This is a genomic window from Halobacterium sp. MBLA0001 (genome assembly GCF_049705385.1).
Taxonomy (GTDB): domain Archaea; phylum Halobacteriota; class Halobacteria; order Halobacteriales; family Halobacteriaceae; genus Halobacterium; species Halobacterium salinarum.
The window spans coordinates 625,720-648,285 of sequence record NZ_JBNAMQ010000007.1 but is presented as its reverse complement, the minus strand read 5'-3'; the positions used below and the strand labels follow the sequence as shown (position 1 = coordinate 648,285).

General features: G+C 68.8%; 26 protein-coding genes. 13 read left to right on the top strand and 13 right to left on the bottom strand.

From position 1 onward, the window contains the following. Positions 1–37: 37 nt before the first annotated feature. The 3 genes from ACOZ32_RS04610 to ACOZ32_RS04600 form a co-directional block, all read right to left on the bottom strand. The gene (locus ACOZ32_RS04610) at positions 38–211 is read right to left on the bottom strand and encodes an HVO_0416 family zinc finger protein (RefSeq protein WP_012289528.1); all 174 of its coding nucleotides are present in this window, start codon (positions 209–211) and stop codon (positions 38–40) included. 105 nt (positions 212–316) lie between these two features. Further along, positions 317–1,360, bottom strand: a complete 1,044-nt coding sequence (locus tag ACOZ32_RS04605) for a zinc-dependent alcohol dehydrogenase family protein (protein ID WP_285254938.1) — start codon at positions 1,358–1,360, stop codon at positions 317–319. Between the two features lie 155 nt (positions 1,361–1,515). Continuing rightward, positions 1,516–3,024 (bottom strand): carboxypeptidase M32, encoded by a 1,509-nt coding sequence (locus ACOZ32_RS04600; RefSeq protein ID WP_205252296.1) that lies wholly within the window; start codon positions 3,022–3,024, stop codon positions 1,516–1,518. Positions 3,025–3,439: 415 nt separating this feature from the next. Between ACOZ32_RS04600 and ACOZ32_RS04595 the strand changes: the two genes are divergently transcribed. After that, positions 3,440–5,299, top strand: a complete 1,860-nt coding sequence (locus tag ACOZ32_RS04595) for a PINc/VapC family ATPase (RefSeq protein ID WP_285254937.1) — start codon at positions 3,440–3,442, stop codon at positions 5,297–5,299. 46 nt (positions 5,300–5,345) lie between these two features. On the opposite strand, the gene ACOZ32_RS04590 is transcribed toward ACOZ32_RS04595, so the two are convergent. After that, positions 5,346–5,618, bottom strand: coding sequence for a MarR family transcriptional regulator (locus ACOZ32_RS04590; RefSeq protein WP_010903955.1), 273 nt, complete (start codon positions 5,616–5,618; stop codon positions 5,346–5,348). Positions 5,619–5,748: 130 nt separating this feature from the next. Here ACOZ32_RS04590 and ACOZ32_RS04585 point away from each other — a divergent pair, with 130 nt between their 5' ends. From ACOZ32_RS04585 to hflX, 3 genes are all read left to right on the top strand, one after another. Then, a complete protein-coding gene (locus tag ACOZ32_RS04585) occupies positions 5,749–6,048 on the top strand; it encodes a hypothetical protein (protein ID WP_010903954.1) in 300 nt (99 codons plus the stop codon). Between the two features lie 2 nt (positions 6,049–6,050). Next, positions 6,051–7,883 (top strand): ribosome biogenesis/translation initiation ATPase RLI, encoded by a 1,833-nt coding sequence (locus tag ACOZ32_RS04580; protein WP_136360993.1) that lies wholly within the window; start codon positions 6,051–6,053, stop codon positions 7,881–7,883. 212 nt (positions 7,884–8,095) lie between these two features. Next, positions 8,096–9,385, top strand: coding sequence for a GTPase HflX (gene hflX / locus ACOZ32_RS04575; RefSeq protein ID WP_424334968.1), 1,290 nt, complete (start codon positions 8,096–8,098; stop codon positions 9,383–9,385). A 16-nt stretch (positions 9,386–9,401) separates the two neighbouring features. On the opposite strand, the gene ACOZ32_RS04570 is transcribed toward hflX, so the two are convergent. Beyond that, the gene (locus ACOZ32_RS04570) at positions 9,402–9,923 is read right to left on the bottom strand and encodes an archaemetzincin family Zn-dependent metalloprotease (protein WP_010903951.1); all 522 of its coding nucleotides are present in this window, start codon (positions 9,921–9,923) and stop codon (positions 9,402–9,404) included. A gap of 39 nt (positions 9,924–9,962) precedes the next feature. Between ACOZ32_RS04570 and ACOZ32_RS04565 the strand changes: the two genes are divergently transcribed. The 3 genes from ACOZ32_RS04565 (at position 9,963) to npdG (ending at position 12,014) form a co-directional block, all read left to right on the top strand. After that, on the top strand, positions 9,963–10,352 hold the full coding sequence (locus tag ACOZ32_RS04565) for a UPF0146 family protein (RefSeq protein ID WP_010903950.1): 390 nt from the start codon (positions 9,963–9,965) through the stop codon (positions 10,350–10,352). 32 nt (positions 10,353–10,384) lie between these two features. Beyond that, positions 10,385–11,257, top strand: coding sequence for a TIGR01548 family HAD-type hydrolase (locus ACOZ32_RS04560; protein ID WP_010903949.1), 873 nt, complete (start codon positions 10,385–10,387; stop codon positions 11,255–11,257). 88 nt (positions 11,258–11,345) lie between these two features. Beyond that, the gene (npdG, locus tag ACOZ32_RS04555; RefSeq protein ID WP_010903948.1) at positions 11,346–12,014 is read left to right on the top strand and encodes an NADPH-dependent F420 reductase; all 669 of its coding nucleotides are present in this window, start codon (positions 11,346–11,348) and stop codon (positions 12,012–12,014) included. On the opposite strand, the gene thiD is transcribed toward npdG, so the two are convergent. Further along, positions 11,985–13,322, bottom strand: coding sequence for a bifunctional hydroxymethylpyrimidine kinase/phosphomethylpyrimidine kinase (gene thiD, locus ACOZ32_RS04550; protein WP_205251297.1), 1,338 nt, complete (start codon positions 13,320–13,322; stop codon positions 11,985–11,987). The two genes, npdG and thiD, sit on opposite strands and share 30 nt — an antisense overlap. Next, positions 13,322–14,254 carry a sulfide-dependent adenosine diphosphate thiazole synthase gene (locus tag ACOZ32_RS04545; RefSeq protein ID WP_010903946.1) on the bottom strand — a complete coding sequence of 311 codons (933 nt, stop codon included), beginning with the start codon at positions 14,252–14,254 and terminating at the stop codon, positions 13,322–13,324. Before ACOZ32_RS04545 ends, thiD begins: the two co-directional genes overlap by 1 nt. A gap of 86 nt (positions 14,255–14,340) precedes the next feature. Between ACOZ32_RS04545 and ACOZ32_RS04540 the strand changes: the two genes are divergently transcribed. Next, entirely contained in the window at positions 14,341–14,685 is a 345-nt protein-coding gene (locus ACOZ32_RS04540; protein WP_010903945.1) for a hypothetical protein, read from the top strand. On the opposite strand, the gene ACOZ32_RS04535 is transcribed toward ACOZ32_RS04540, so the two are convergent. Next, a complete protein-coding gene (locus ACOZ32_RS04535; RefSeq protein WP_424334967.1) occupies positions 14,682–16,538 on the bottom strand; it encodes an SLC13 family permease in 1,857 nt (618 codons plus the stop codon). The two genes, ACOZ32_RS04540 and ACOZ32_RS04535, sit on opposite strands and share 4 nt — an antisense overlap. A gap of 105 nt (positions 16,539–16,643) precedes the next feature. Further along, on the bottom strand, positions 16,644–16,913 hold the full coding sequence (gene trxA / locus ACOZ32_RS04530) for a thioredoxin (protein ID WP_010903943.1): 270 nt from the start codon (positions 16,911–16,913) through the stop codon (positions 16,644–16,646). A 112-nt stretch (positions 16,914–17,025) separates the two neighbouring features. Between trxA and ACOZ32_RS04525 the strand changes: the two genes are divergently transcribed. From ACOZ32_RS04525 to hisE, 4 genes are read left to right on the top strand one after another with little or no spacing between them, the layout of a single operon-like run. Then, positions 17,026–17,187 carry a preprotein translocase subunit Sec61beta gene (locus ACOZ32_RS04525; protein ID WP_010903942.1) on the top strand — a complete coding sequence of 54 codons (162 nt, stop codon included), beginning with the start codon at positions 17,026–17,028 and terminating at the stop codon, positions 17,185–17,187. 37 nt (positions 17,188–17,224) lie between these two features. Beyond that, positions 17,225–17,836 (top strand): pyridoxal 5'-phosphate synthase glutaminase subunit PdxT, encoded by a 612-nt coding sequence (pdxT, locus tag ACOZ32_RS04520; RefSeq protein WP_424334966.1) that lies wholly within the window; start codon positions 17,225–17,227, stop codon positions 17,834–17,836. Then, positions 17,833–18,291, top strand: coding sequence for a bifunctional nuclease family protein (locus ACOZ32_RS04515; protein ID WP_285254620.1), 459 nt, complete (start codon positions 17,833–17,835; stop codon positions 18,289–18,291). The genes pdxT and ACOZ32_RS04515 overlap by 4 nt, the downstream gene beginning before the upstream one ends. After that, entirely contained in the window at positions 18,284–18,571 is a 288-nt protein-coding gene (gene hisE, locus ACOZ32_RS04510) for a phosphoribosyl-ATP diphosphatase (RefSeq protein WP_136360986.1), read from the top strand. The genes ACOZ32_RS04515 and hisE overlap by 8 nt, the downstream gene beginning before the upstream one ends. Before the next feature lie 61 nt (positions 18,572–18,632). Here hisE and ACOZ32_RS04505 read toward each other — a convergent pair whose 3' ends face one another. Beyond that, on the bottom strand, positions 18,633–18,986 hold the full coding sequence (locus tag ACOZ32_RS04505; protein WP_235168408.1) for a DUF5518 domain-containing protein: 354 nt from the start codon (positions 18,984–18,986) through the stop codon (positions 18,633–18,635). 81 nt (positions 18,987–19,067) lie between these two features. Here ACOZ32_RS04505 and ACOZ32_RS04500 point away from each other — a divergent pair, with 81 nt between their 5' ends. Beyond that, positions 19,068–20,051: an NOG1 family protein gene (locus ACOZ32_RS04500; RefSeq protein ID WP_424334965.1), complete on the top strand. Its 984-nt coding sequence runs from the start codon at positions 19,068–19,070 to the stop codon at positions 20,049–20,051. Positions 20,052–20,097: 46 nt separating this feature from the next. On the opposite strand, the gene ACOZ32_RS04495 is transcribed toward ACOZ32_RS04500, so the two are convergent. From ACOZ32_RS04495 to ACOZ32_RS04485, 3 genes are read right to left on the bottom strand one after another with little or no spacing between them, the layout of a single operon-like run. Next, positions 20,098–20,418, bottom strand: a complete 321-nt coding sequence (locus tag ACOZ32_RS04495) for a hypothetical protein (RefSeq protein ID WP_136360984.1) — start codon at positions 20,416–20,418, stop codon at positions 20,098–20,100. 25 nt (positions 20,419–20,443) lie between these two features. Next, positions 20,444–21,754 carry a TIGR00341 family protein gene (locus ACOZ32_RS04490; RefSeq protein WP_012289527.1) on the bottom strand — a complete coding sequence of 437 codons (1,311 nt, stop codon included), beginning with the start codon at positions 21,752–21,754 and terminating at the stop codon, positions 20,444–20,446. Positions 21,755–21,799: 45 nt separating this feature from the next. After that, complete coding sequence (locus tag ACOZ32_RS04485) at positions 21,800–22,543, bottom strand: SIMPL domain-containing protein (protein ID WP_010903934.1); 744 nt, start codon at positions 22,541–22,543, stop codon at positions 21,800–21,802. Positions 22,544–22,566: the final 23 nt, after the last annotated feature.

Here is a 22,566-nt window from a genome sequence, read left to right as displayed (position 1 = left end):
CAAGCCGATGGTCGCGGGTCGGTGCGCGTGACCGGCGCTAGTTCGGTCCCCAGCCACAGACTGTGCAGGTTCGTGCGTCTACGTCGTGGAGCCCACCACACTCCGGACACTGCTTTTTGTTGTAGCTCTCGTCCCACGTCCGGGTGTCGTGGCCGCGGTCTTCGAGGAACTCGTCCAGCAGGGAGTCGTCCGAAGTCTGTGCGCTCGACATGCATGCCATGGTACACCGCGCCATCACTTCAAGCTACTGCAAGGTGTCAGGTAGTACCACACACAGGAGTCGCGTCCACGACACCGCCGCCGGCTGGTGGACCGGTCAGGCCTTCACCAGCACTTTGATCGCCTCCCGGTCGTCCATGGCCGCGTACCCCTCCGGGACACCGTCGAGGTCGACGGTCTTCGTGAAGATCGGCGACGGATCAAGCGTCCCCTGCAGCACGTCGGCCATCAGCTCCTCGGCGTACGCCCGAACCGGCGCGACCCCGCCCCGGATGGTGATGTTGTCCGAGAACATCGTGAACACGTCCAGCCCGCCGTCCTCGACGCCGTAGGGCACGCCGACGTAACCGACGGTGCCGCCGGGCCGCGCGATGGCGATGGCGGAGTCCATCGCGGACGCCGCGCCCACGCACTCCATGACGTGGTTCGCGCCGCCGTGCGTGAGGTCTCGCGCTCGCTCGATTGCGTCGTCGCCGCGCGCCGAGATCGTGTCCGTCGCGCCGAACTCCGTGGCGAGTTCGAGGCGGTCCTCGTGGTGGCCCATCGCGATGATGCGCTCGGCACCGAGGCGCTGGGCGGCGAGCACGCCACACAGCCCGACCGCGCCGTCGCCGACGACGACGACCGTGTCACCCTCGCCGACGCCCGCGCTGACGGCGGCGTGGTGGCCGGTGCCCATCACGTCGGTCAGTGGCAGCAGCGATTCGAGTACGTCCTCGTCGTCGGCGTAGCGGTCCGGCACCCGAACGAGCGTGCCGTCCGCGAACGGACACTTGACGTACTCGCCCTGGCCCCCGCCGTTGGCCTCGCTGCCCCAGGACTCGTCTTCAACGCAGGAGGTGTACAGGCCCTGCCGGCAGAACTCACACTCCCCACAGGAGATCGCGAACGGTGCGATGACGCGGTCCCCGGGCGCGACCGAGGTCACGTCGTCGCCGACTTCCTCGACGATGCCCATGGGCTCGTGGCCGACCCGCGACCCCGCCTCGCGGTCGCTGTCCCCTCGATAGAACCAGAGGTCGGAGCCACAGACCGCCGTGTGGGTCACGCGAATCACGGCGTCGTCGGGCGACTCAATTTCGGGTTTCGGTACCTCTTCGACGGCGATCTCGCCGGGTCCCTGATAGACGGCTGCGCGCATACTCGTCCCGACGGTGGGCAGCCAGATAAACGGCTGCCCCTCACAGTGTGGGCTGCCGGGCTGCCCACTCCTCGCGCAGCACCCCAAAGGTGACCATATCGTAGTAGTCGCCGCGATAAAATAACTACCGGCTGTTCGCACCGCCTGACGCGGCGTCAGAGGTCGTACAGCTCGCCGTACTTCTCGTGGACGTGATCGAGGAAGTAGTCGGCCGTGAACGCCTCACCGGTGGCTTCACGAACCAGGTCGGGCGTGGTGTAGCGGGCGCCGTGCTGGTGGACGTTGGATTCCAGCCAGTCACCGACGACATCGAAGTCGCCCTCGCGGACGCGTTCGTCGACGGGGCCGATGTCGGCCTCCAGCGCGGCGAATATCTGGGCGGCGAGCACGCTGCCCAGCGAGTACGTCGGGAAGTAACCGATCGACCCCTGGCTCCAGTGGATGTCCTGCAGACAGCCCTCGGCGTCGGTCTCGGGGCGGACGCCCAGGTACTCCTCGTACTTGTCGTTCCAGGCCTCGGGCACGTCCGCGACGTCGAGATCGCCCTCGATGAGTTCGCGCTCGATCTCGAAGCGCACCACGATATGCATGTGGTAGGTGAGTTCGTCCGCCTCGACGCGGATGAGGTTGTCCTCGAAGATCTCGTTGGCGGCCTCGAAGGCCGCCCGTGGGGTGGCGTCCTCGACCTGCGGGAACTGGGTTTTCATCTCGGGCAGGAACGCCTCCCAGAACGCCGGCGAGCGGCCGATGTGGTTCTCCCAGAGCCGGCTCTGTGACTCGTGGACGGTCAGGTCGCGTGATTCGCCGAGAGGGGTGCCGTACTCCGCTCGGGGGAGCCCGAGCGTGTAGCGGGCGTGGCCGAACTCGTGGATGGTCGACAGCAGGGCGTCGACGGGTTTCTCGGGGTCGAAGCGGGTGGTGACGCGCGCGTCGAAGGGAGTACCCGAGGAGAACGGATGGGGGGCGGTGTCGATCCGGCCGTGCTCCCAGTCGTAGCCGAGCGTGTCGAGCACGTCACGGGCGAGGTCCTCCTGGGTGTCCACGTCGAACTGGCTGCCCGCGAACGGGTCCGCGAGGGTCACGTCGCTGTCGCGGATGTCCGCGATGAGCGGGACGAGTTCGTCCCGGAGGCGTTCGAGCACGCGTTCTGCGGTGTCGAGGTCGAGATAGGGCTCGTAGTCGGCGAACAGGACCTCGTAGGCGTCTGCGTCGGGATCGATGTGGGTGGCGTACTCCCGTTTGAGGTCGATGAGGTCCTCCAGGACCGGCGCGAAGATCGAGAAGTCGTCTTCCTCACGGGCCTGCTTCCACTTGGGGTGGGCCTCGGAGGTCTTCTCCGAGAGGTCGGCGATCAGGTCGCTGGGGACGCGGGCGGCGCGTTCGTGCTCGCGGCGGATCTCGCGGACGACCGCCGCCTGTTCGTCCGTGAGGTCGGCGTCGGCGAGGTCGTCGAGCCAATCGGCGACCTGCTGGTCGGTCAGCAGGTCGTGTCTGACCGTCGACACCGCTGATTTCTGCGTCGAACGGGCGGGCGTGCCACCCTCGGGCATCATGACCTCCTGATCCCAGCTGAGGATGCCGGCCGCACCGCCGAGGCCGGTGATGGTTTCGTAGTGATCGAGGAGGGCGTCGTAGGCGTCCGGAGACTGTGTGGCGTGTGCCATGTGTGTGCATCGACACCGGGGTACTATCAGCGTTCGTGTCGCGGAACGCAGTGGGATCGCGGGGGCACGGGGTGCCGCAGTGTGTCATCGAAATTCATGTGCATGTTAACATACACCATACAACTTTTACGTCCGGCGCGCCTACCAGAAATCGGCGCCACCGTAGACCGGCGCCAGTCGAATCCATCCCGCACCCCCACGGCGCGCACGCCATCCCACGCTTGCGGTCACGCTCGGGGGCGCTGTCAGTGGCACCGTCCATCACACCGGACTTGTCGGGGACCTGGGCACGTCCCATCTCACTGCTTGCCACCCCACAGCGGCCGCGCTCGGCGGTGGCCTGCCGGGCAGCGGAGTGATCTCACCGGTCGCGGCCAAACACCCTTATCCGTGCGCCGAGACTACGGACAGTGAAATGAACGTCGTTCCGGACACGAGCGTCGTCGTCGACGGCCGCATCTCGCGGGGCGTCGAGGACGGGACCTACGAAGGCGCGACAGTGTATGTGCCCGAAGCGGTCGTGGGCGAAGTCGAGGCACAAGCCAACGGCGGCCGGCAGACCGGGTGGGACGCCCTCGAAGAACTCCAGCGGCTCGTCGAACTCGCCGACGACGGAGCGATCACCGTCGAGTACGTCGGCGAGCGCGCCGACGAAGACGACATCAAGCGCGCGGCGGCGGGCGCCATCGACGCCATCATCCGCGACGTGGCGGCCGCCCACGACGCGACGTTCGTCACCAGCGACATCGTGCAAGCGGAGGTCGCGGAAGGCAAGGGCATCGACGTGGAGTTCCTCGAACCCCTGGAACCGGATTTCGAGGCGCTCGCCATCGAGGAGTACCTCGACGAGGACACGATGAGCCTCCACCTGAAAGCGGGGATGGTGCCGAAGGCCAAGCGCGGTGACGTGGGCGAAATCGAATACCAAGCCATCGGCGAGGACGCCCTCGACGAATCGCTCGTGCGGGAGTACGCCACGGAGATCGTCTCAACCGCGAAGCGCGCCGACGACGCCTTCATCGAGCTCTCGGAGGACGGCATGACCATCGCGCAAGTGCGGGATCTGCGCATCGCCATCTCGGAGCCGCCGTTCAGCGAGCGCGTCGAGATCACCGCCGTGCGGCCGATCGTGAAGACGACGATGGACGATTACACGCAGGCCGATGCCCTCCGTGAGCGCCTGCTCGAACGCGACCGCGGCGTGCTCATCGCGGGCGCACCCGGCGCGGGGAAATCCACGTTCGCACAGGCGGTCGCGGAGTTCCTCGCTGACGCCGGCAACGTCGTGAAGACCATGGAGAAACCGCGGGACCTCCAACTCGGCGAGGAGGTCACGCAGTACACGGCGCTGAGTGGGTCCATGGAGAAGACCGCCGACTCCCTGTTGATGGTGCGGCCGGATTACACCATCTACGACGAAGTCCGGAAGACCGACGACTTCGAGGTGTTCTCGGACATGCGGCTGGCTGGCGTCGGGATGGTCGGCGTGGTCCACGCCACCCGCCCCATCGACGCCCTCCAGCGGCTCGTCGGGCGCGTCGAGCTGGGCATGATCCCCCAGATCGTGGACACCGTCGTCTACATCGAGGCCGGCAACGTCGAGACCGTCTACGACGTGACCACGGAGGTGAAGGTGCCGGAGGGACTGATGGAAGAGGACCTCGCGCGCCCGGTCATCCAGGTGCGGGACTTCGAGACGAGCGTGCCGGCGTACGAGCTGTACACGTTCAACCGCCAGGTCGTGACCGTGCCACTCGACGGCGAAAGCGGCGGTGCCGGGGAGTCCGGCGTGGACAAGCTCGCAAAGCAGGAGGTCGAACGGGAGATCCAGGCCGCCACCCGGGACCGTGTGGCGGTCGACATTCGGGGGCCAAACGACGCGGTCGTCTACGTCTCCGACGACGACATCAGCCACGTCATCGGGAAGGGCGGGGGCCGCATCGCGGACATCGAGAACCGGCTTGGCATCGACATCGACGTGCGCACGCTCGACGAGCGCCCCACGGAGTCGGCGGCCGACCCCGACAGCGACACCGACGACGCGCAGGCGGGGGAGATCGTGACCCCGGAGATCACGAGTCGACACATCATCGTCCCGATGGGCGACGACCGCGCCGGTGAGACCGTCGAAGTGCAGGCCGACGGCGAGTACTTGTTCACGGCGACGGTGGGCCGAGGCGGCGACATCAAGGTGTCTCGTGGCTCGACCATCGCCGAGGAGTTAGAGCGCGCGATCGACACCGAGCGGATGATCACGGTCGTGCCGAACGCGTAGCGTCGACCAGCAGTGACGCCGCGTGTGGGGCGTCAGAACGGAGTTCTCAGGCTGCTTCGGCGTCCGCGTCGGCGTCCTCCGGGGCAGCGTCCGGAGTGAGATCATACAGACTCTGGCGAGCGTCGGCGAAGTAGATGTCTTCGTCGACGGCGTCACGGTCTTCGAGCCGTTCGAGCGCGTACCGGACGGTGCGCGCCGAGAGCATTGTTTCCTCGACGATGCGTTTCTGTGTGAGTGGGCCGTCGTATTCGAGGACCTTGAAGACGAGTTTGGCGCTCGGTGGGAGGTCTTCGAGTACGCTGTCGTCTGCAGCCATCATTACGATTCGAAACACTCCACGCGCTTAAAGCACCGGGAAGTCGTCTCACGGGAACTGTTCACGTGACCTGTCGGTGGGGCGTCATCCGGCAAGCGAACTGCTTTTGAGCGCGGCCACCACACACCACCGTATGGCAGAGAACCTGGACCCGACGGCCGCTCATCGGCGAAGCCTGACGGTCACGACCATCGCCACGCTCGGCGGGGTGGTGGCGGCGTTCGTGTCGGAGGTGACCGTCTCCGACCCGACCAGCCGCATGGGCTTGCTCGTGTTGCTCGGGCTGGTTATCGTCGAGCTTGGTCTCATGCGGGCGTTCGGCGTCGACATCGGAGAGTTCTCCGCGAAAGACTACTTCTACGTCGCGTTCATGACGTTCGCGCTGTGGTTCGTCACGTGGGGCGTGCTCCTGACCGCCGGCGTGAGCCTGTAACGATGGCGGACGACAGCATCGCGGTCGTCGACCTGGATCGGTGTCAACCGGACCGGTGTAACTACGAGTGTTCGAACTACTGCCCGCCGAACCGCACCGGCAAGGAGTGCATCACGCTCCGCGGCGAGGACGCCGGGGACGGCGACCCCGACCAAGTCCACATCAGCGAGGAGATCTGTCTCGGGGAGTCCTGTGGGATCTGCGTCGAGAAATGTCCGTTCGACGCCATCGAGATCATCAACCTCCCCCAGGAGCTCGACGACCAGCCGACCCACCGCTACGGGGAGAACTCCTTCTCGCTGTACGGGCTGCCGGTGCCGGAGTCCGGGAAGGTCACCGGCCTGCTTGGCCCCAACGGCATCGGGAAGTCGACGGCCGTCGACTTGCTCGCCGGGGAAGTGACGCCGAACCTCGGCCGCCACGAGTCGCCGCCCGACTGGGACGAGGTCGTCGACGAATACCGCGGGACCGAGCTCCAGGACTACCTGGCGGCCGTCCGGGACGGCGACGTCGACGTCGCCAAAAAGCCCCAGTACGTCGACGAGATCCCCGCACAGTTCGACGGCAACACCCGCCAGCTGTTGGAGGCGACCGACGAGCGCGGCGTGCTCGATGACCTCGTCGACCGGCTGTCGATCCGGCCGGTGATGGATCAGGCGATCGATTCGCTGTCGGGCGGGGAGCTCCAGCGCGTCGCGCTCGCCGCGACGCTGGCGCGGGACGCCGATTTCTACTTCGTGGACGAGCTGACGCCGTACCTGGACATCGGCCAGCGCGTCACCGCGGCGCGCCTCGTGCGGGAGCTCGCCGAAGACGCCGACAAGGCCGTGCTCGTCGTCGAGCACGACCTCGCGGTCCTGGACATGCTGGCGGACTCCATTCACGTCGCGTACGGTGAGCCGTCCGTCTACGGCGTCGTGACGCCGCCGAAAAGCGTCCGCAACGGCATCAACGAGTACCTCCGCGGATACCTCGAAAACGAGAACATGCGCGTGCGCCCGGAGGCCATCGAGTTCGAGGAGCACGCCCCCCGGTCGGCCAGCCGCCGGGACACGCTCGTGTCGTATCCCGACATGACGAAGTCCTACGGTGACGGCGAGTTCACGCTGTCCGTCGAGGGCGGCGACATCAACCGCAACGAGGTGCTGGGCGTCGTCGGACCGAACGGCATCGGGAAGTCGACGTTCGCGCAGTTGCTCGCGGGCGGCCTGGAGCCGTCGAGCGTCGGCGGCGAGGCGGGCGCATCCCTCGACGTGGGGCTGGACATCGCGTACAAGCCCCAGTACGTGGAGGCCGACCAGCAGATGCGCGTCGACGCGTTCCTCTCGTCGGTCACGGACGACGTGGGGACGAGCTACTGGCAGACCGAGATCGCGGACCCGCTGCAACTGGATCCGATCATGGAGCAACGCCTGCCGGACCTCTCCGGCGGGGAGCGCCAGCGCGTCGCCATCGCGGCGACCCTCTCGAAGGACGCCGACCTCTATCTGTTGGACGAGCCGAGCGCGCACCTCGACGTCGAGCAGCGCGTGCTCGCGACCCGCGCCATCCGGCGGTTCGCGGAGAACAACGAGAGCACCGTGATGGTGATCGACCACGACATCTACATGATCGATCTGGTGAGCGACCGGCTGATGGTGTTCGACGGCGAGCCCGCCGAACACGGGCAGGCGTCGCCCCCCCAGGCGATGCGCTCGGGGATGAACGAGTTCCTCGCGAACCTCGACGTGACGTTCCGGCGCGACGAGCGCCTCGGCCGCCCGCGCATCAACAAACCCGACAGCCAGCTCGACAAACAGCAGAAACGCGACGGCGAGTACTACTACACGACCTGAATGCGGGCCGGGGCGTGCGAGCCCCGTTCGGGTGACGGCGTCGGTTCTAAGCGGCCGGTAGGGTTTTGTTGGTCGGCGCCGCTGGCGTTCATATGACCGTGCTCGACCGATAGCCGGGCGTCCGACCCGGCCGCCGCCGGCGGCCGGCGGCTGCCGCGTGCGGGCGTCACGACGGGGACCGGTTGCTGACCCAGCGAGACACCCACGCGTACATGACAGACAGACGGAATTCGACAGCGGTCGTCGCGAAGCGACGAACAGACACCCCCATCGAGACCGACGAGATCCGTGCGCTCTGCGAGGCGGCGGGCGTCGAGGTCGTCGCGGAACGCACGCAGGCGCGGCCCCGCGACCCGACCTACGACCTCGGCGACGGCGCGGTCGCCGACATCGCAGGCCTGGTCGAGCGCCGGAGCGCCGACCTCGTGGTCGTCGACGACCACCTCGACCCGGGGCGCGCGCACAACCTCCAGGAGGCCGTCGGCGCGGAGGTGGTCGACCGCGCGCGCCTCGTGTTGGACATCTTCGGGGAGCGCGCGGAGACCAAGCGCGCCCGGCTGGAAGTCCGGCTCGCCGAACTCCGGTACGAACTCCCGCGAGCGCAAGCCCGCGTCGAGCGCGGCGAGACCCAGGGCCGACAGGGGTTCCGGAGCGGCGGCGAACGTCCGGCCGCACAGCTGAAGGCGGACTACCGCCAGCGCATCACGGACCGTCGAGCGGAACTGGAACAGCTCGACGACGCCGACGACGGCCTCCGGGAGGCCCGCCGGGAGTCGGGCTTCGACCTCGTGGCGCTCGCGGGCTACACGAACGCCGGGAAGTCCACCCTCCTCAGGCGGCTCGCGGACGACCTCGCCGTCGACGAGAACGACGGCCACGGCGACCGCACCGACACGGCAGCCTCCCGCGACCGACTGTTCGAGACGCTGAACACGACGACGCGCCGGGCGACCGTCGGCGAGCGCCGCGTCCTCCTCACGGACACGGTCGGGTTCGTGAACGACCTGCCGCGCTGGCTGCTGTCATCGTTCCGAACGACGCTCGCGGCCGCCCGGGAGGCCGACGCCGTTCTCCTCGTCGTGGACGCGACCGACGACCGCGAGGGGATTCGCGCGAAGGTGGAAGCGAGCCGCGACGAACTGGCGGACGCCGAGGGGACACTCGTCCCCGTCCTGAACAAGCGGGACGCCGCCACGGACCTCGACGCGAAACGCCGGCTGCTCGCCGAGCACGCCGGGCACGCGCCGGTCGTCACGAGCGCGACGGAGGACGAGGGATTAGACGCGCTCCGGGAGCGCCTGACCGACGCGCTGCCGGACCGCAGGCGCGTCTCGCTGTCGGTTCCCAACACCGACGCCGGCAACGCCTTCGTGTCGTGGTGCCACGACCGGGGGACGGTCCACGAGCCGGACTACGGCGAGCGGATCGCCTTCGGCTTCGAAGCGCGGCCCGAGGTCACCGCGAAGGCCACGGGGCGGGCCGAGCAGTTGAACGAGGACTGACCAGCCCCGAGGGCGGTTAGAAGACGGTGCGCTGGCAGCTCCCACAGAGGTTCTCTTCCTTGCGGTCGACTTCGCGGACGGTGGGCGAGAAGTTCATCGCACACCGGTTGTTGTCGCAGTGTTCGAGGCCGAGCGTGTGGCCGAGTTCGTGGACGACTTCCTTGCGGACGCGGTCGTCGAAGACGTCGCTCGAAGACCGATTGGAGAAACCACCGTCGCTTGAGGTCTGGAGGCGGTACGTGGAGACGACGCAGCCGCGGCCGTCGAGATACGCCAGCCCGAAGACGTAGTTGCGGCGGCGGTAGAAGAGGTCGTGGGGCGTGATGGCGATGGTTTTGTCGCCGCTGGTGGCCCGGGTCGCGGTGTCGATGAACTCCGCAGCACGGTACTGGCTCCGGGCCTCGTCGTACGCCGCCGTCGGCACGTCCTGTTCGGAGGCAACGACGACCTCGCAGTCGTAGACCGAGCGGAGGCTGGACGATGCCTGCCGTTTGACGTGCGCGGGCACGTCGCCGACGGGGACGATGTCTACCCGCATGGGGTACCGTTAAGCGTGGGATGGCATAAACATCCCGCCGTGACACAGCCACCGACGGTCGCCGCGGTGTTGGCGGCCCACAGCCGCGTTGTGGAGGTCGGGATCGGAGCGCGACCGGACGTCGCGGCGGCGTTGGCGGAGCGCGGGTGTGCGGTGACGGCAACCGACATCGAGGCGTGTACAGTGCCCGAGACGGTCCGGTTCGTGCGTGACGACGTCACGGACCCCGAGCGGGCCGTATACGAGGCTGCCGACGCCGTGTACGCCCTGCGGTGTCCGCCCGAGCTGCAGCGGGCGGTCGTGGACGTTGCCGGGGCGGTCGGCGCGGCGTGTTATCTCACGACGCTGGGTGGTGAGCCGGTCGTTGTGCCGGTGAGCGAGCGACGAACGGTGGCGTCAGGGGCGCTGTTCGTGGCGCGGGACGCGTAACTGACTTGCCGGGTGCGCCCGACAGCCGGCGTATGGAGGTTGACGCGGTTGTCCTGGACGTGGATGGGGTGCTCGTGGACGTGGCTGAGTCGTATCGGCGCGCCATCGTGGAGGCCGTCGAGCACGTGTACGGCGACACCATCGAGCGGGCTGACATCCAGCAGTTCAAGGACGCTGGCGGGTTCAACAACGACTGGACGGTGACGGACGCGGCTGCGTTGTGGGTGCTGGCGTCCCGTGAGAACGGCACCATCGGGGGCGTGGGCGCGTTCACGGACGCGATCGCCGAGCACGGCGGCGGGCTGGCGGGCGCAGAGGCGGTCGTGGACGCCAGCCTCGGCCCGGCCGCCGTCGAGCGCGTGCGCGACGCCTGGGAGCCCGAGCGGCTGCGGGACGTCTTCCAGCAGCTGTATCTCGGCACCGAGTACTACCGCCGCTTCGAGGGCGGCGACCCCGACCTGGCCGCGCCGGGGTTCATCCACGACGAGGACCGCTTGCTCGCGCCCGAAACGGGCGACGCGCTGACCGCCGACTGGCCGGTGTGCGTGCTGACCGGGCGGCCCAGCGACGAAGCCGACGTGGCCTTGGACCGCGTCGGCCTGGACATCCCCGGAGAGCGCCGCTTCACGATGGACGACTGGGCGGCTGGCAAGCCGAACCCCCGGGCGCTGATCGCGCTCGCCGAGCGCACCGGAGCGGACTCGGTGGTGTTCGTGGGGGACACCCTCGACGACGTGGCGACGGCGCTGAACGCCCGCGAGGCCGACCCCGGCCGCGAGTACCACGCGGTGGGCGTGCTGACCGGCGGGTTGACCGGCGAGGCCGGCCGCCAGAAATACCACACCGCCGGCGCCGACCACGTCCTGGACTCCGTGAACGATCTGCCGGCGCTTCTCGGGCAGTGACACGGGCGGGCGGCTGGCGACCGGCCGTCGAGCCGTGGTGTGAGACGCCCACGCAATCCTTATTCGGGTGCCGGCCGACCGTCGGCGTATGCGAATCGCGTTGCTCGGCGGAACCGGCGACATCGGCGCGGGACTAGCACTGCGGTGGGCCACCGACAGCGACCACGACATCGTGATCGGGTCGCGGGACCCCGAGAAGGCGCGGGAGACGGCGGCAGCGTACGAGGACACGTTGGCCGATCAAGGCGTCGACCGCAAGCTCACGGGGTTCGCCAACGAGATGGCGGCCGACCGCGCGGACGTCGTGGTGGTGGCGGTGCCCGCCTACCACGTCACCGATGTCATGGGCGCTGTCGCGGACAGGCTCGACGCGGACACGCTGGTGATCTCGCCGGCGGTCGGCATCGCCAGCGGCGAGCACGGCCTCCACTACAACCCGCCGTCGGCGGGCAGCGTCACGGCGTTGGTGGCGGACGCCGCACCCGACGGTGTCGACGTGGTGGGTGCGTTCCACAACCTCGCGGCCGACCGGCTCGCGGACCTGGACACCGAACTGGACGCGGACACGCTCGTTGTGGGTAACGACGAGGGCGCGCGAACGCGCGTGGCGGAGCTCGCAGACGACATCACGGGGCTGCGCGCGCTGGACGCCGGGCCGGTGGAGAACGCCGCGGAGGTCGAGTCGCTGACGCCGCTGTTGATCAACCTCGCGCGGTACAACGACGACCTACGCGACGTCGGCGTCACGTTCGAGTGAGGCCACCGTGCGGAGCTTCGCGGTGAGCGCGTCCGCGTCGGCGGCGAGCACGCGCACCATCGCTTCCTTGCCGACAGCGCCGGAGTCGACGACGGCGTCGGGCGCGCTGTCGCGGTCCGCCATGACGCGTTGTGCGGTCCAATCCATCGTGCCGTCGGCGTCCGCGGGCTCGGTGGTGCGGTCGACGCTGACGGTGTCCCAGCGGTCGCCCAGGGCGTCCTCGCGGGCGGCGCTCCACCGGACGTTGGTGGCGGCGGTCACGTCGGCGTCGTGGGCGCGCACGCCCAGGAGGAAGCGGGCGATATGACTCGACGCCCCCGGTTCGATGCCGCCGGCGGCGCGGACGCCACGCGTGGTGGCGTGGAGGCGGCCATCAACGGCGACCACGTCGGCGGGCGTGGTGGCTGCCGGAGGTGCAACCGCGACGTTCATGCCGACTTCCGGCACCAGGGCAGGCGGCCACTCGGCTTCGAGCATCGCAACCACGTCCCGGACGGCCGTGATCCCGGCGCCGACTCCCGTGGTGGGTGTGGCGGTGGCGTGGCGGTGGTCGACGGGCCCGTCGCCGCCGCCCACGGAGAGGTCGCCGTCGATGGCGGCTGCGACCGCGTCGATACCGCGCTCGACCGCCGGCCGCAGGGCGTCGCCGTGGGCGAGGCGCGCAGTGATCGCGGCCGAGAGCGTGCAGCCGGAGCCATGCGTGGTGGGCGTCTCGATGCGGGGGCGGGTGAACGCGCTGGTGGTGTCGCCGGCGAACACGTCGACGGGGTCGCCGTCGAGGTGGCCGCCGGTGAGGAGTGTGGCGTCCGGCCCGAGCTCGCAGACCGCCTCGGCGGCCGCGCGGAGATCGGTTTCGTCGGTGATCTCGGTGTCGGCAAGCAGCTCGGCTTCGGGGATGTTGGGCGTGGCGAGCGTGGCGCGGGGGAGCAACTCGTCGCGGACGGCGGCGATCCCCGACTCGGTGAGCAGCCGGTCGCCGGACTGGGAGACGACCACGGGGTCGACGGTCACCGGTGCCGGCGTCTCCGCGAGCGCGGTGGCGACGGCGTCGACGACGGCGGCGTCGCCGAGCATCCCGGTTTTGACCGCAGAAACGTCGAAGTCGGTGGTGACGGCGTCGATCTGCGCGCGCACGGTCTCGGGCGCAAGGATGTCACTGCGGGTGACGCCGTGCGTGTTCTGGGCCGTGACGGCGGTGATCGCCGAGGTGCCGAAGGCGTCGCCGGCCTCGAACGTCTTGAGGTCGGCCTGGATGCCGGCGCCGCCGCCGCTGTCCGAGCCCGCGATCGTGAGCGCAACGGGGTGCATTAGTCGTCGTCTGCGGCGGGCGCGGCCGTGCTGGGGAGGTCAACGCGCGGCTCGTCGACGGCGAGCTCGTCCATGACGGCGTTGGCGGCGACTTTCCCCGAGAGCAGCATCGCGCCGAACGTCGGTCCCATGCGGGTGAGGCCGTGGACGGTCGCCGTGGAGAGTCCGGCGGTCACGAGGCCGTCGTGGACTTTCCCGGTCTGTTCGACGACCTTGTCCTCGCTGTCGGCGACCCACATGGAGTCGTGGCCGGGGGAGTCGTGGCCGGGCGCGCCGTATTCGCCGTCACCGGACTGGTCCATGCCGGTGGCGTGCTCCTCGACGTGTTCGATGCCGTCGGCCTCCAGGACGCCGCGTTCGTGGAGCTTGGAGACAACGACCGCGTCGTGGCCGGTGGCGTCGACGACCACGTCGGCTTCCAGCGCGATGGGGTCGACGCAGGTGAGCTCACGGGGCAGCGAGTGCACCGGCGTCCAGTTGACGACGGCACCGGCGACCGCGTGGTCGTCGCGCACGACGATGTCCGTGAACTCGGTCATGTTCTGGATGCGGGCGCCCGCATCGCAGGCGGCCGTGATCATCGCCGAGCAGGCGTGTGGGGCGTCAGCGACCGCGAGCCCGTCGTTTTCTTCGTCGTACTCGTATGGCACACCGAGGTCGTCGAGGACTGCTTCGGCGGGCGACCGGACGGTGAGCTTGTTCATCAGGAACCCGCCGAGCCAGAAGCCGCCGCCGAGGTAGTTGTTCTTCTCGATGATGGTGACGTCTACGTCCCGGTCGGCGAGCTCCTTGGCAGCCATCAGGCCGGAGGGACCGCCGCCGACGATGATCACGTCGGTTTCCGTGTCGTCGAGGAACTCGTCGGTCCACTGGCGTGTGATCGCGCGTGTGACTTCGGCTTCGTTTGCGTCAGCGAATGAGTCGAACGTCATACCACTACATGGTACAACTAGATAATTAAGCGTTGGGTTCCCGTGAGAGCCCAAAACGCTAAGCACACCCGGCCGTGATTTCGCGCATGGAACAAGTGTGGGCAGACGACAGCATTTCGGCCGCGTTCAACGACGCGTTCACCGCGTGGGTCGATCGCGGCGGCGGTGAAGTGATCGAGGCGACGGACACGCGTCTGCGAGCGGAGTTCCAGTCGACTGACGAACAGATGCTCACGGACATCGGGTTCTACGTCGCCGACGGCCGCCACATGGTGTGTTTCGAGACGGTACGGGAGGAACTCGAACTGAAGATGTTGACGCGGTACAGCGTCTCCGGCGGGAAGCTCATGGTGCAGTCGGATAAGGGCTCGCGGACGTTCAGCTTCAACGTCGAGGACGGCAAGTGGCGCGTCGAGAAATATCCGCCTTAGACGCCCCAGAAGGCCGCAATGCCGCCAACCGTGACCACCGACAACAGCAACTGCAGCGGGAGCCCGACGCGGAAGAAGTCACTGAACGTGTAGCCGCCCGGCCCGTACACGAAGAGGTTCGTCTGGTAGCCCACCGGCGTCATGAACGCCGTTGACGCCGCGAACGTCACCGCGAGCACGAACGCGAACGGGTTCGCACCGAGTTCGACGGCGGCTTCGACGGCGACCGGAATCAGCAACACGACGCTGGCGTTGTTCGAGATGACGCTCGTGATGACGCCCGTGAACAGGTAGAACACCCACAGCACACCCAGCGCCGGAAGCACCGTCGCCGTGGCGGCCATCGCCTCCCCGAGCAGCTGTGCGGCCCCGGTCTGTTCGAGCGCGATGCCCAGGGGGATGACGCCCGCCAGCAGGAAGATGACGTCCCAGTCGACGGAGTCGTACACCTCCGACGGGTGGAGGACGCCGGTCGACACCATCGCCACGACGCCGCCCAGCGCGGTCGTGACGATGTGAAACGGGGTCACCGTCGCCGCGAGCACGACCCCGAGGACGATGCCGATGGCGTGGGGGATCTTCTCCGTCCGGTAGTCCGGCTCGTCGGGCTCGTGGGCGACGATGAAATCGGGGTTCGCCGACAGCCTGTCGATCCCCGAGCGCGGTGCCTGCACGAGCAGCGTGTCGCCGACGCGGAGCCGCCGGTCGTCCATGCGTTCGTGGACCGTCTCTCCCCGTGACCGGAACGCCAGCACGTTGGCGTCGTAGCGGTCGCGGAACGACGACGAGGACAGCGTCTGCCCGGCGAGCGACGACCCCGAGTGGATGACGACCTCCACGAGCGCCTGCTCGTCCTGCGTGGTGGGTTCGAGGTCGCGCTCGTCGTCGGGCGCGCCCGTCAGCGAGAGGTCGTCGACGGTCGCGATGTCGGCCAGCGTCTCACGGCCGGTGCGGATGGTGAGCGTGTCCCCCGCACGCACGACCTTCTGCCCGAGTGGCTCGATGAACCGCTCGCCGTCGCGCACCAGCCCCAACACGTCGGCGTCGAACCGGTCGGCGTCGATGGCCGCCCGCACCGTCTGCCCGACGATGGGCGACGACTCCCGGACGACGACCTCCGAGAGGTAGTCGCCGAGCGCGTACTCCGTGAGGTAGTCGTCCTCGACGGGGACGCGATCGGAGAGCAGCCGGGGGGCGACGACGAACAGGTACAGCGACCCGACCGCCAACACCAGGACGCCGAGATGTGTGAACTCGAACATCGAGAACGCATGCAGGCCCGCGATCCCCTGCTGGTCGGCCAGTCGGGCGGTCGTCTCGCTCGCCAGGAGGTTCGTCGACGTGCCGATGAGCGTCAGCGTTCCACCCAGCATCGACGCGAACGACAGCGGCATCAGCAGCTTCGACGGACTGGTTTTGCCCTTGTGCGCGAGGTCCGGGATGACGGGCACGAGGATCGCAACCACGGGCGTGTTGTTCACGAACCCGGACACCGGGCCGCCCGCGGCGATGGTGGCGCCGAGCTGTCGGGACTTGTTCTCGCCGGCGAACGCCGACAGCTTCCGGCCGACGAGCTGGACGAGCCCGGTCCGGCTGACGCCCGTCGACAGGATGAGCATTGCGAGCACGGCGATGGTCGCCTTGTTCGAGAACCCCGAGAGGCTCTCGGCCGTCGACACCTGCGTCCACGGCTCCAGCACGGCCAACACCACCATGATGAGGATGGCGGTGACGTCGATCGGCAGCCACTCGGTGACGAACAACACGAGCGCGCCCACCACCACGCCGAAAACGACGAGCACGTCCGTTGAGACCCCGGCGGCGAGCGCGACGGGTGGTGACACCGCTGACATGGTGCCACGGTCAGACGGAACGACTGAAAGGCTACCGGAACGGATGCAGCGGCGCCGCTGGGCGCGACCGAAGCCGGCGGAAAAGGCGGCGTGACGTGTGCGCGCTCAGGCGCCCGCGGACTCGATTGCGTCCTCGAGCTGTTCGCGCTGCGTGACGCCGACGAACCGCTCGACGACGCCGTCGTCGTTCTCCACGACGATGGTCGGGATCGAACGCACTTGGTACTCGTTTGCGACGTCCTCGGCTTCGTCGACGTCGATCTTCTCGAAGGACACGTCCTCGTCGTAGTCCGCCTCGAGCTCTTCGAGGATCGGATCCTGAGTCTTGCACGGCCCGCACCAGTCCGCGTAGAAGTCTTTCAGGGTGACAGTCATCGATATACTCCGAATTGGCGGGCTTCGTGGTTAAGGGTTTCTCACGGCACGTCTGTTGCCGGAGGTGCGACAACTCGAAAGGTTTAGGCGGGCGCGCTGACAGTACTGACCCATGAGCAGTGGTCAAAACTCGGGCGGCCTGATGTCCAGTGCGGGCCTCGTCCGCTACTTCGACTCCGAGGACTCCAACGCACTCCAAATCGACCCGCGGTCCGTCGTTGCGGTCGGGGCGTTCTTCGGGCTGGTAGTGTTGCTGGCACAGTTCTTCGCGTAGCGAGACGTTTTTTCGCGGGAGCCGCATATGGCAGCGTATGACACTGACTGCCGGTGTTGTCGCCGTGCAGGGCGACGTCTCCGAACACGCCGCCGCGATCCGCCGCGCTGCCGACGCTCACGGCCAGCCCGCCGACGTGCGTGAGATCCGGACCGCGGGGGTCGTCCCGGAGTGTGACGTGTTGCTGTTGCCCGGTGGGGAGTCGACGGCCATCTCTCGGCTGCTGGACCGCGAGGGCATCGACGCCGAGATCCGCAGCCACGTCGCCGCCGGCAAGCCGCTGCTGGCGACGTGCGCGGGCCTCATCGTGTCCTCGACGGACGCCAACGACGACCGCGTCGAAACGCTTGACGTGCTCGACGTGACCGTCGATCGGAACGCGTTCGGCCGCCAGGTCGACTCCTTCGAAGCCCCCCTGGACGTCGACGGGCTCGCCGACCCGTTCCCCGCGGTGTTCATCCGCGCGCCGGTCATCGACGAGGTCGGCGCGGACGCGACGGTGCTTGCGTCCTGGGACGGGCGTCCGGTTGCGATCCGGGACGGCCCCGTGGTTGCGACGTCGTTCCACCCGGAGCTGACCGCCGACGTGCGGCTGCACGAACTCGCGTTTTTCGACCGAAAACCGTCCGCACAGGCCGGTGACGCATGAACGCCGACATCGACGCGGTGCGAGTGGCGGACACTCCCGACGGCACGATTGCGGTGGTCGTCCTGGCACGCGACGACGCCGACGACAGCGGCGACGTGCTCCCGATCTTCGTGGGCTTCGAGGAGGCGGCGAGCATCGCGCGCGGCCTGGACGCGGTCGACATCGGCCGCCCGCTCACCCACGACGTGACCCTCGACCTCGTCGAGGAGTTGGGCGGGCGCGTCGACCGGGTCGTGATTTCCAGCGTCGATGCGGGCACGTATTTCGCGGATCTGCACGTCGAGACGCCCCGCGGGAGCACGGTGGTCGACGCGCGCCCCAGCGATTCGCTGGCGCTTGCGGCGCGCACGAACGCCCCGATCGCGGTCGCCGACGACGTGTTCGCACAGGGTGCGCGCTCGCCCGACGGGTTTGATGAGCTGCGGGACATCCGGGAGGTGATGGGAGATGAGTGACCCGCTGCGCGAGCTGTTCGACGTGATCGAGGATCGCAAGGAAACAATGCCCGAGGACTCGTATACGGCCAGTCTGCTGGCCGACGACGAGAAAGGCGAGAACGCCGCCCTGGAGAAAGTCGGCGAGGAAGCCACCGAGTTCCTGCTCGCCGCCAAGGACGGCGACACCGACGAACTCGCCCACGAGGGCGCGGACGTCGTCTACCACATGCTCGTCGTGCTCGCCCAACAGGACATGGACGTCGAGGCGCTGCTGGCCGAGCTCGACGACCGCCGGTAGTCGCGAGACGTGCGCCGCCGATGGTGGAGGTCCACAGCGGCGTCGGCAATCGAGAGCCCCGTCAGGCGAGCAGGCCGCCGATGGCACCGGCGATGGCGCTGTCGACGGCGAGCGCCAGGAAGACGGCGAGCGCGGCGAGCGCCGCCCCGACGCCGAGCACGCCGATGGGGACGAACAGCAGCCCGCCGACGAGGCTGGCAGCGAGGATCAGCGACACGACGACCAGGCCGCCGAGCGCGCCCGCCAGGAGGCCATGCACCGCCCCGCTCCAGGCCCCGTCGTCGGCCATCCAGCCGGCGACGAACCCGCCGACCAGCCCCGCCGCGGCGTGGCCGATGCCCGGCAGCGCGAACGCGAACACGCCGAGCACGAACGAAACGCCGAACCCGGTGAGGACCGCACGCCAGTTGACCATGTGCCCGCCACGCGGGGGCGGCGCAAAAACCCTCGCGTGGGGATACGTGGCCTTTTACGTCTCGCCCGCGAATCCAGTTGCATGATTTTCGAGAGCCTGCCGACGACGCCCACGTCGGAGGAACTCATCGACCAGGCGTTCTCGCGAGCGGCCCGGGCCGGGCGCGCGAAGCAGGGCGTGGAAGCACAGCAGTCGATGCTCCAGACGGCGTCGAACATCCTGGGTGACAACCTCCACAACGTCGTCACCGAGTGGCCGGACTTCGACCACGTCGATCCGTTCTACGGCGAGCTGGCCGACGCCATCCTGCGCGAGGAGTTCGCCAGCGAGGACGGCGTCGACGAGCTCCGCCAGCACCTCTCGGAGCTGTCGTGGGCGTCCTCGAAGACCCACGACCTCGGCCGCGAGTACATCGGCCGGCTCCCCAACGACGCCGAGAAAGCCCGCAGCCTCCGCAAGCAGGGGTTCGGCCGCATGGGGTCGGTGATGGACCAGATCGAAGACGACCTGGAAGCCGTCGGCGCGGCCCGTGACGCCCTCAAGACCCTGCCGGAGATCCAGCCGGACGTGCCGACCGTGGTGGTCGCTGGCTACCCGAACGTGGGGAAGTCCTCGTTCGTGAACGCCGTGACCAACGCCAGCATCGAGACCGCCGAGTATCCGTTCACGACGAAGTCCGTGGACATCGGGCATTTCGAGCGCGACCACATCACGTGGCAGCTCGTCGACACCCCGGGGCTGCTCGACCGGCCGGCCGACGAGCGCAACGAGATCGAAGACCAGGCCGTGTCGGCGCTCACGCACGTGGGGGACGTGATCCTGTTCTTCGTGGACGCCAGCGCCGCGTGTGGCTACCCGGTCGCCGACCAGCAGGCGCTGCGCGCGGAGGTGGGCGACCGCTTCGGCGACGCCCCGCTGGTCACCGTCTGCAGCAAGACCGACCTCTCGGCGGAGATCGAGGCGGACTGCTACATGAGCGTCGAGGGCGGCGAGGGCGTCACGGAGACGCTGACCGCGGCCGTCGACGCGGTCGGCCACGAGCCAGAACTGCCGTTCGAGGAGTAGCGGGGACGGCCCGAGCGAAGCGAGCGCGAACCGCGGACTGCGCGCGCTAGAACGGTGCCGTGGGGCCAGCGTCGTCCGTGCTGGTGTCCGTGGACCCACAGCCACAGCCCGAGTCCGTTGTGATGCCGGTGACGGCGTCGAGGTCCGCGACGAGCGTGGCCTCGATCGCGCGCTCGGTGTCCGGCGAGACGCCGTCGGAACACCCACAGCCGAACGACAGCGTGACGAGACCGGTCTCCGCGTTCACCCGCTGGACCACTCGCGTCCCGCGGCTGAGGTCGGGGAACTCGCGGTCGAGTGTGGCCGCGACTCGGCGCCGGAGCGTCGCGGCGGTCGGGTCCTGGGACTCGTCTGTTTCCGTGCGCATGCGCCGCGGTACTCGGTGCCGGTATTTACTCGTTGGGGCGGGACGGCGCGACCCGCTGGGTTTCGACGTACCGGACTTCGACGGCGAGCTCCCGTCCGGTGTCGGTCTCGATGCGCTTGGCCAGCGACTGCGCGAGCGCGGGATACTGCTGGCCAGGTGGGATGCCGAGCGTGACGATGACTGTGTGTGGCTGGCGCGAAACGAGGCCGCGGTCGTACTGGAACTGGACGTCGACGACCGAGGTGTGAGCGGCCTGCGCGGTCACGTCGTCGATGGCGCGGTCGACGGCCTGTTCGGTGTCGGCTGCCTCGACGGAGGCGAGCGTAACGCCGCCGAGGAACGCCGAGAGAACGGCGATGGCGACGGCGAGTGTGACGCCGCGCTTGACGAGCGCGGCGTGGGCGTCGCCGACCGCGAAGAACCGCTGGGGGCGGTACCCGGAGTACCAGAGCCCGACGAGCGCGGCGAGGTTGATCGAGAGGACGTTCACGGCGACCAGCACGGCGGACCCGACCGCGAGTGTGGGGACCCCCCACGCGATCCCGATGCCGACGGTGGCCGCCGGCGGGATGAGCGCCACCGCGATGGCGACCCCGACCAGCGCCGAGGAGACGCCGGACATGAGACTGTAGACGCCGGCAACCCCGGAGCCGAGCGCGACCACGAGCGACAGGAAGTCGGGGCGGAGTCGCTCCCGGACCTCGGACAGCGACAACACGTCGAGGCCGGGGGGCACGAGGTGTGTGGTTTTCACGAGGAACGCGAACGCGGCCGCGCCCACGACCGCGAGCGCGACGCCGACCACCTGCAGTCGGATGCCGCGCGCGAACAGGTCGTCGTCGTCGACGACGGTGCCGACGCTGGCGGACATCGCCGGGCCGAGCAGCGGCGCGATCACCATCGACCCAACCACGGTGGCCGGCGAGTCCAACAGCAGTCCCGCGGTCGCGATGATGGTGCTGACGAGCGTGAGCACGGCGTACGTCACGCGGTTGGGCGCGAGGTCAGCGGCGCGCGCGACCAGCTCCTCGCGGGCGATGTGGTCGTCGGCGGCGTCGGAGTCGGCGCTGTAGCGCGCGTCCAGTTCGTCGAAGCGCCGGGAGACGACCGTTTCAGCGTCCACGACGACGGTGTAGGCGTCCTGTGACAGCCCCACGTCCTGGAGGGCGTCGAGGACGTCGCTGACCGCGGCGGTGGGCAGCGGGAAATGCACGACGGCGGTGTATTCGGTGCTTGCCGTTTCGGGGGTGACGACGTAGTCGACGCCCTCGTCGTCGAGGGCGGCCAGCACCGCGTCGCGTTTTCCGGTTGGCACCGTGACTTGGACGAGTCGCACGCCATCGAGTTGCCAGCCGGCGGAGAAAAGCCTTCGCTGATGGCGCTACGCCGTCGCGTTGTACGTCACCTGGACGGAGGCCGTGACGGTGACCGGGCCGGAGTCGATGGTGGTGGCGGTGGTGCTCTGGGGGACCATCCCGCCGGCCTCGGCGCGAGGATGGGCGGTCGTGTCCGCGGAGTCGATGGCGTGGACGCCGGCGACGCCGAGCCCGCCGGCGGACGCGAGGGTGTCGGCGCGCTGTCTGGCGTTGGCCATCGCGGTGTTCAGCGCGTCGTTGTGGAGGCGGTCCCGTTTGGCGTCGGAGAGCGTGAACGACGTGCCGTCGATGGTGTCCGCGCCGTTGGTGACGGCGACGTCGATGAGTTCGCCCGCCGCGGACGTGTCGTTGGTCGTGATTTCGAGGTCGTGGACGCCGCGGTAGCCGCTGTATTCGACGCCGTTCGGGGTGCGGTCGCGTTGCTGTCGGATGTCGAAGTTCGTGGTGCGGACGGTGTTGGCGGGGACGCCGTCGTCGGCGAGGGCGTCGCGGACGGACTGCACGTCGGCCGCCAACGACTCCCGGACTGCGGTGGAGTCGTTCCCGCTGGCGGTCACGGCGACGTCGATGACCGCCTGGTTGGCGGTTGCGTCGACGGTGCCGGCGGCCGACACCGTGATCGCTTTCGAGTCGGTGGTGTGGGTGTCGGCCGACGCCGGCCCCATGCCGAGGGCGGTCGCGCCCGCGATCCCGGCGACAACGAGGACGGCGGCGACGGCACACACACTGAGCGTGGATCGAGCGTTCATTGCAGGTCGTGCTTGGCGGAGCT

Bases quoted from the DNA above. Each gene is read 5' to 3' on its own strand.
- npdG (WP_010903948.1), top strand. From the start codon at position 11,346: ATGCGAATCGCGTTGCTCGGCGGAACCGGCGACATCGGCGCGGGACTA.
- ACOZ32_RS04560 (WP_010903949.1), top strand. From the start codon at position 10,385: ATGGAGGTTGACGCGGTTGTCCTGGACGTGGATGGGGTGCTCGTGGAC.
- ACOZ32_RS04505 (WP_235168408.1), bottom strand. From the start codon at position 18,986: ATGGTCAACTGGCGTGCGGTCCTCACCGGGTTCGGCGTTTCGTTCGTG.
- trxA (WP_010903943.1), bottom strand. From the start codon at position 16,913: ATGACTGTCACCCTGAAAGACTTCTACGCGGACTGGTGCGGGCCGTGC.
- ACOZ32_RS04585 (WP_010903954.1), top strand. From the start codon at position 5,749: ATGGCAGAGAACCTGGACCCGACGGCCGCTCATCGGCGAAGCCTGACG.
- ACOZ32_RS04580 (WP_136360993.1), top strand. From the start codon at position 6,051: ATGGCGGACGACAGCATCGCGGTCGTCGACCTGGATCGGTGTCAACCG.
- ACOZ32_RS04495 (WP_136360984.1), bottom strand. From the start codon at position 20,418: ATGCGCACGGAAACAGACGAGTCCCAGGACCCGACCGCCGCGACGCTC.
- ACOZ32_RS04595 (WP_285254937.1), top strand. From the start codon at position 3,440: ATGAACGTCGTTCCGGACACGAGCGTCGTCGTCGACGGCCGCATCTCG.
- ACOZ32_RS04515 (WP_285254620.1), top strand. From the start codon at position 17,833: ATGAACGCCGACATCGACGCGGTGCGAGTGGCGGACACTCCCGACGGC.
- ACOZ32_RS04590 (WP_010903955.1), bottom strand. From the start codon at position 5,618: ATGATGGCTGCAGACGACAGCGTACTCGAAGACCTCCCACCGAGCGCC.
- ACOZ32_RS04525 (WP_010903942.1), top strand. From the start codon at position 17,026: ATGAGCAGTGGTCAAAACTCGGGCGGCCTGATGTCCAGTGCGGGCCTC.
- ACOZ32_RS04535 (WP_424334967.1), bottom strand. From the start codon at position 16,538: ATGTCAGCGGTGTCACCACCCGTCGCGCTCGCCGCCGGGGTCTCAACG.
- ACOZ32_RS04540 (WP_010903945.1), top strand. From the start codon at position 14,341: ATGGAACAAGTGTGGGCAGACGACAGCATTTCGGCCGCGTTCAACGAC.
- ACOZ32_RS04570 (WP_010903951.1), bottom strand. From the start codon at position 9,923: ATGCGGGTAGACATCGTCCCCGTCGGCGACGTGCCCGCGCACGTCAAA.
- ACOZ32_RS04500 (WP_424334965.1), top strand. From the start codon at position 19,068: ATGATTTTCGAGAGCCTGCCGACGACGCCCACGTCGGAGGAACTCATC.
- hisE (WP_136360986.1), top strand. From the start codon at position 18,284: ATGAGTGACCCGCTGCGCGAGCTGTTCGACGTGATCGAGGATCGCAAG.
- hflX (WP_424334968.1), top strand. From the start codon at position 8,096: ATGACAGACAGACGGAATTCGACAGCGGTCGTCGCGAAGCGACGAACA.
- ACOZ32_RS04605 (WP_285254938.1), bottom strand. From the start codon at position 1,360: ATGCGCGCAGCCGTCTATCAGGGACCCGGCGAGATCGCCGTCGAAGAG.
- ACOZ32_RS04600 (WP_205252296.1), bottom strand. From the start codon at position 3,024: ATGGCACACGCCACACAGTCTCCGGACGCCTACGACGCCCTCCTCGAT.
- thiD (WP_205251297.1), bottom strand. From the start codon at position 13,322: ATGCACCCCGTTGCGCTCACGATCGCGGGCTCGGACAGCGGCGGCGGC.
- ACOZ32_RS04610 (WP_012289528.1), bottom strand. From the start codon at position 211: ATGTCGAGCGCACAGACTTCGGACGACTCCCTGCTGGACGAGTTCCTC.
- ACOZ32_RS04545 (WP_010903946.1), bottom strand. From the start codon at position 14,254: ATGACGTTCGACTCATTCGCTGACGCAAACGAAGCCGAAGTCACACGC.
- ACOZ32_RS04485 (WP_010903934.1), bottom strand. From the start codon at position 22,543: ATGAACGCTCGATCCACGCTCAGTGTGTGTGCCGTCGCCGCCGTCCTC.
- pdxT (WP_424334966.1), top strand. From the start codon at position 17,225: ATGACACTGACTGCCGGTGTTGTCGCCGTGCAGGGCGACGTCTCCGAA.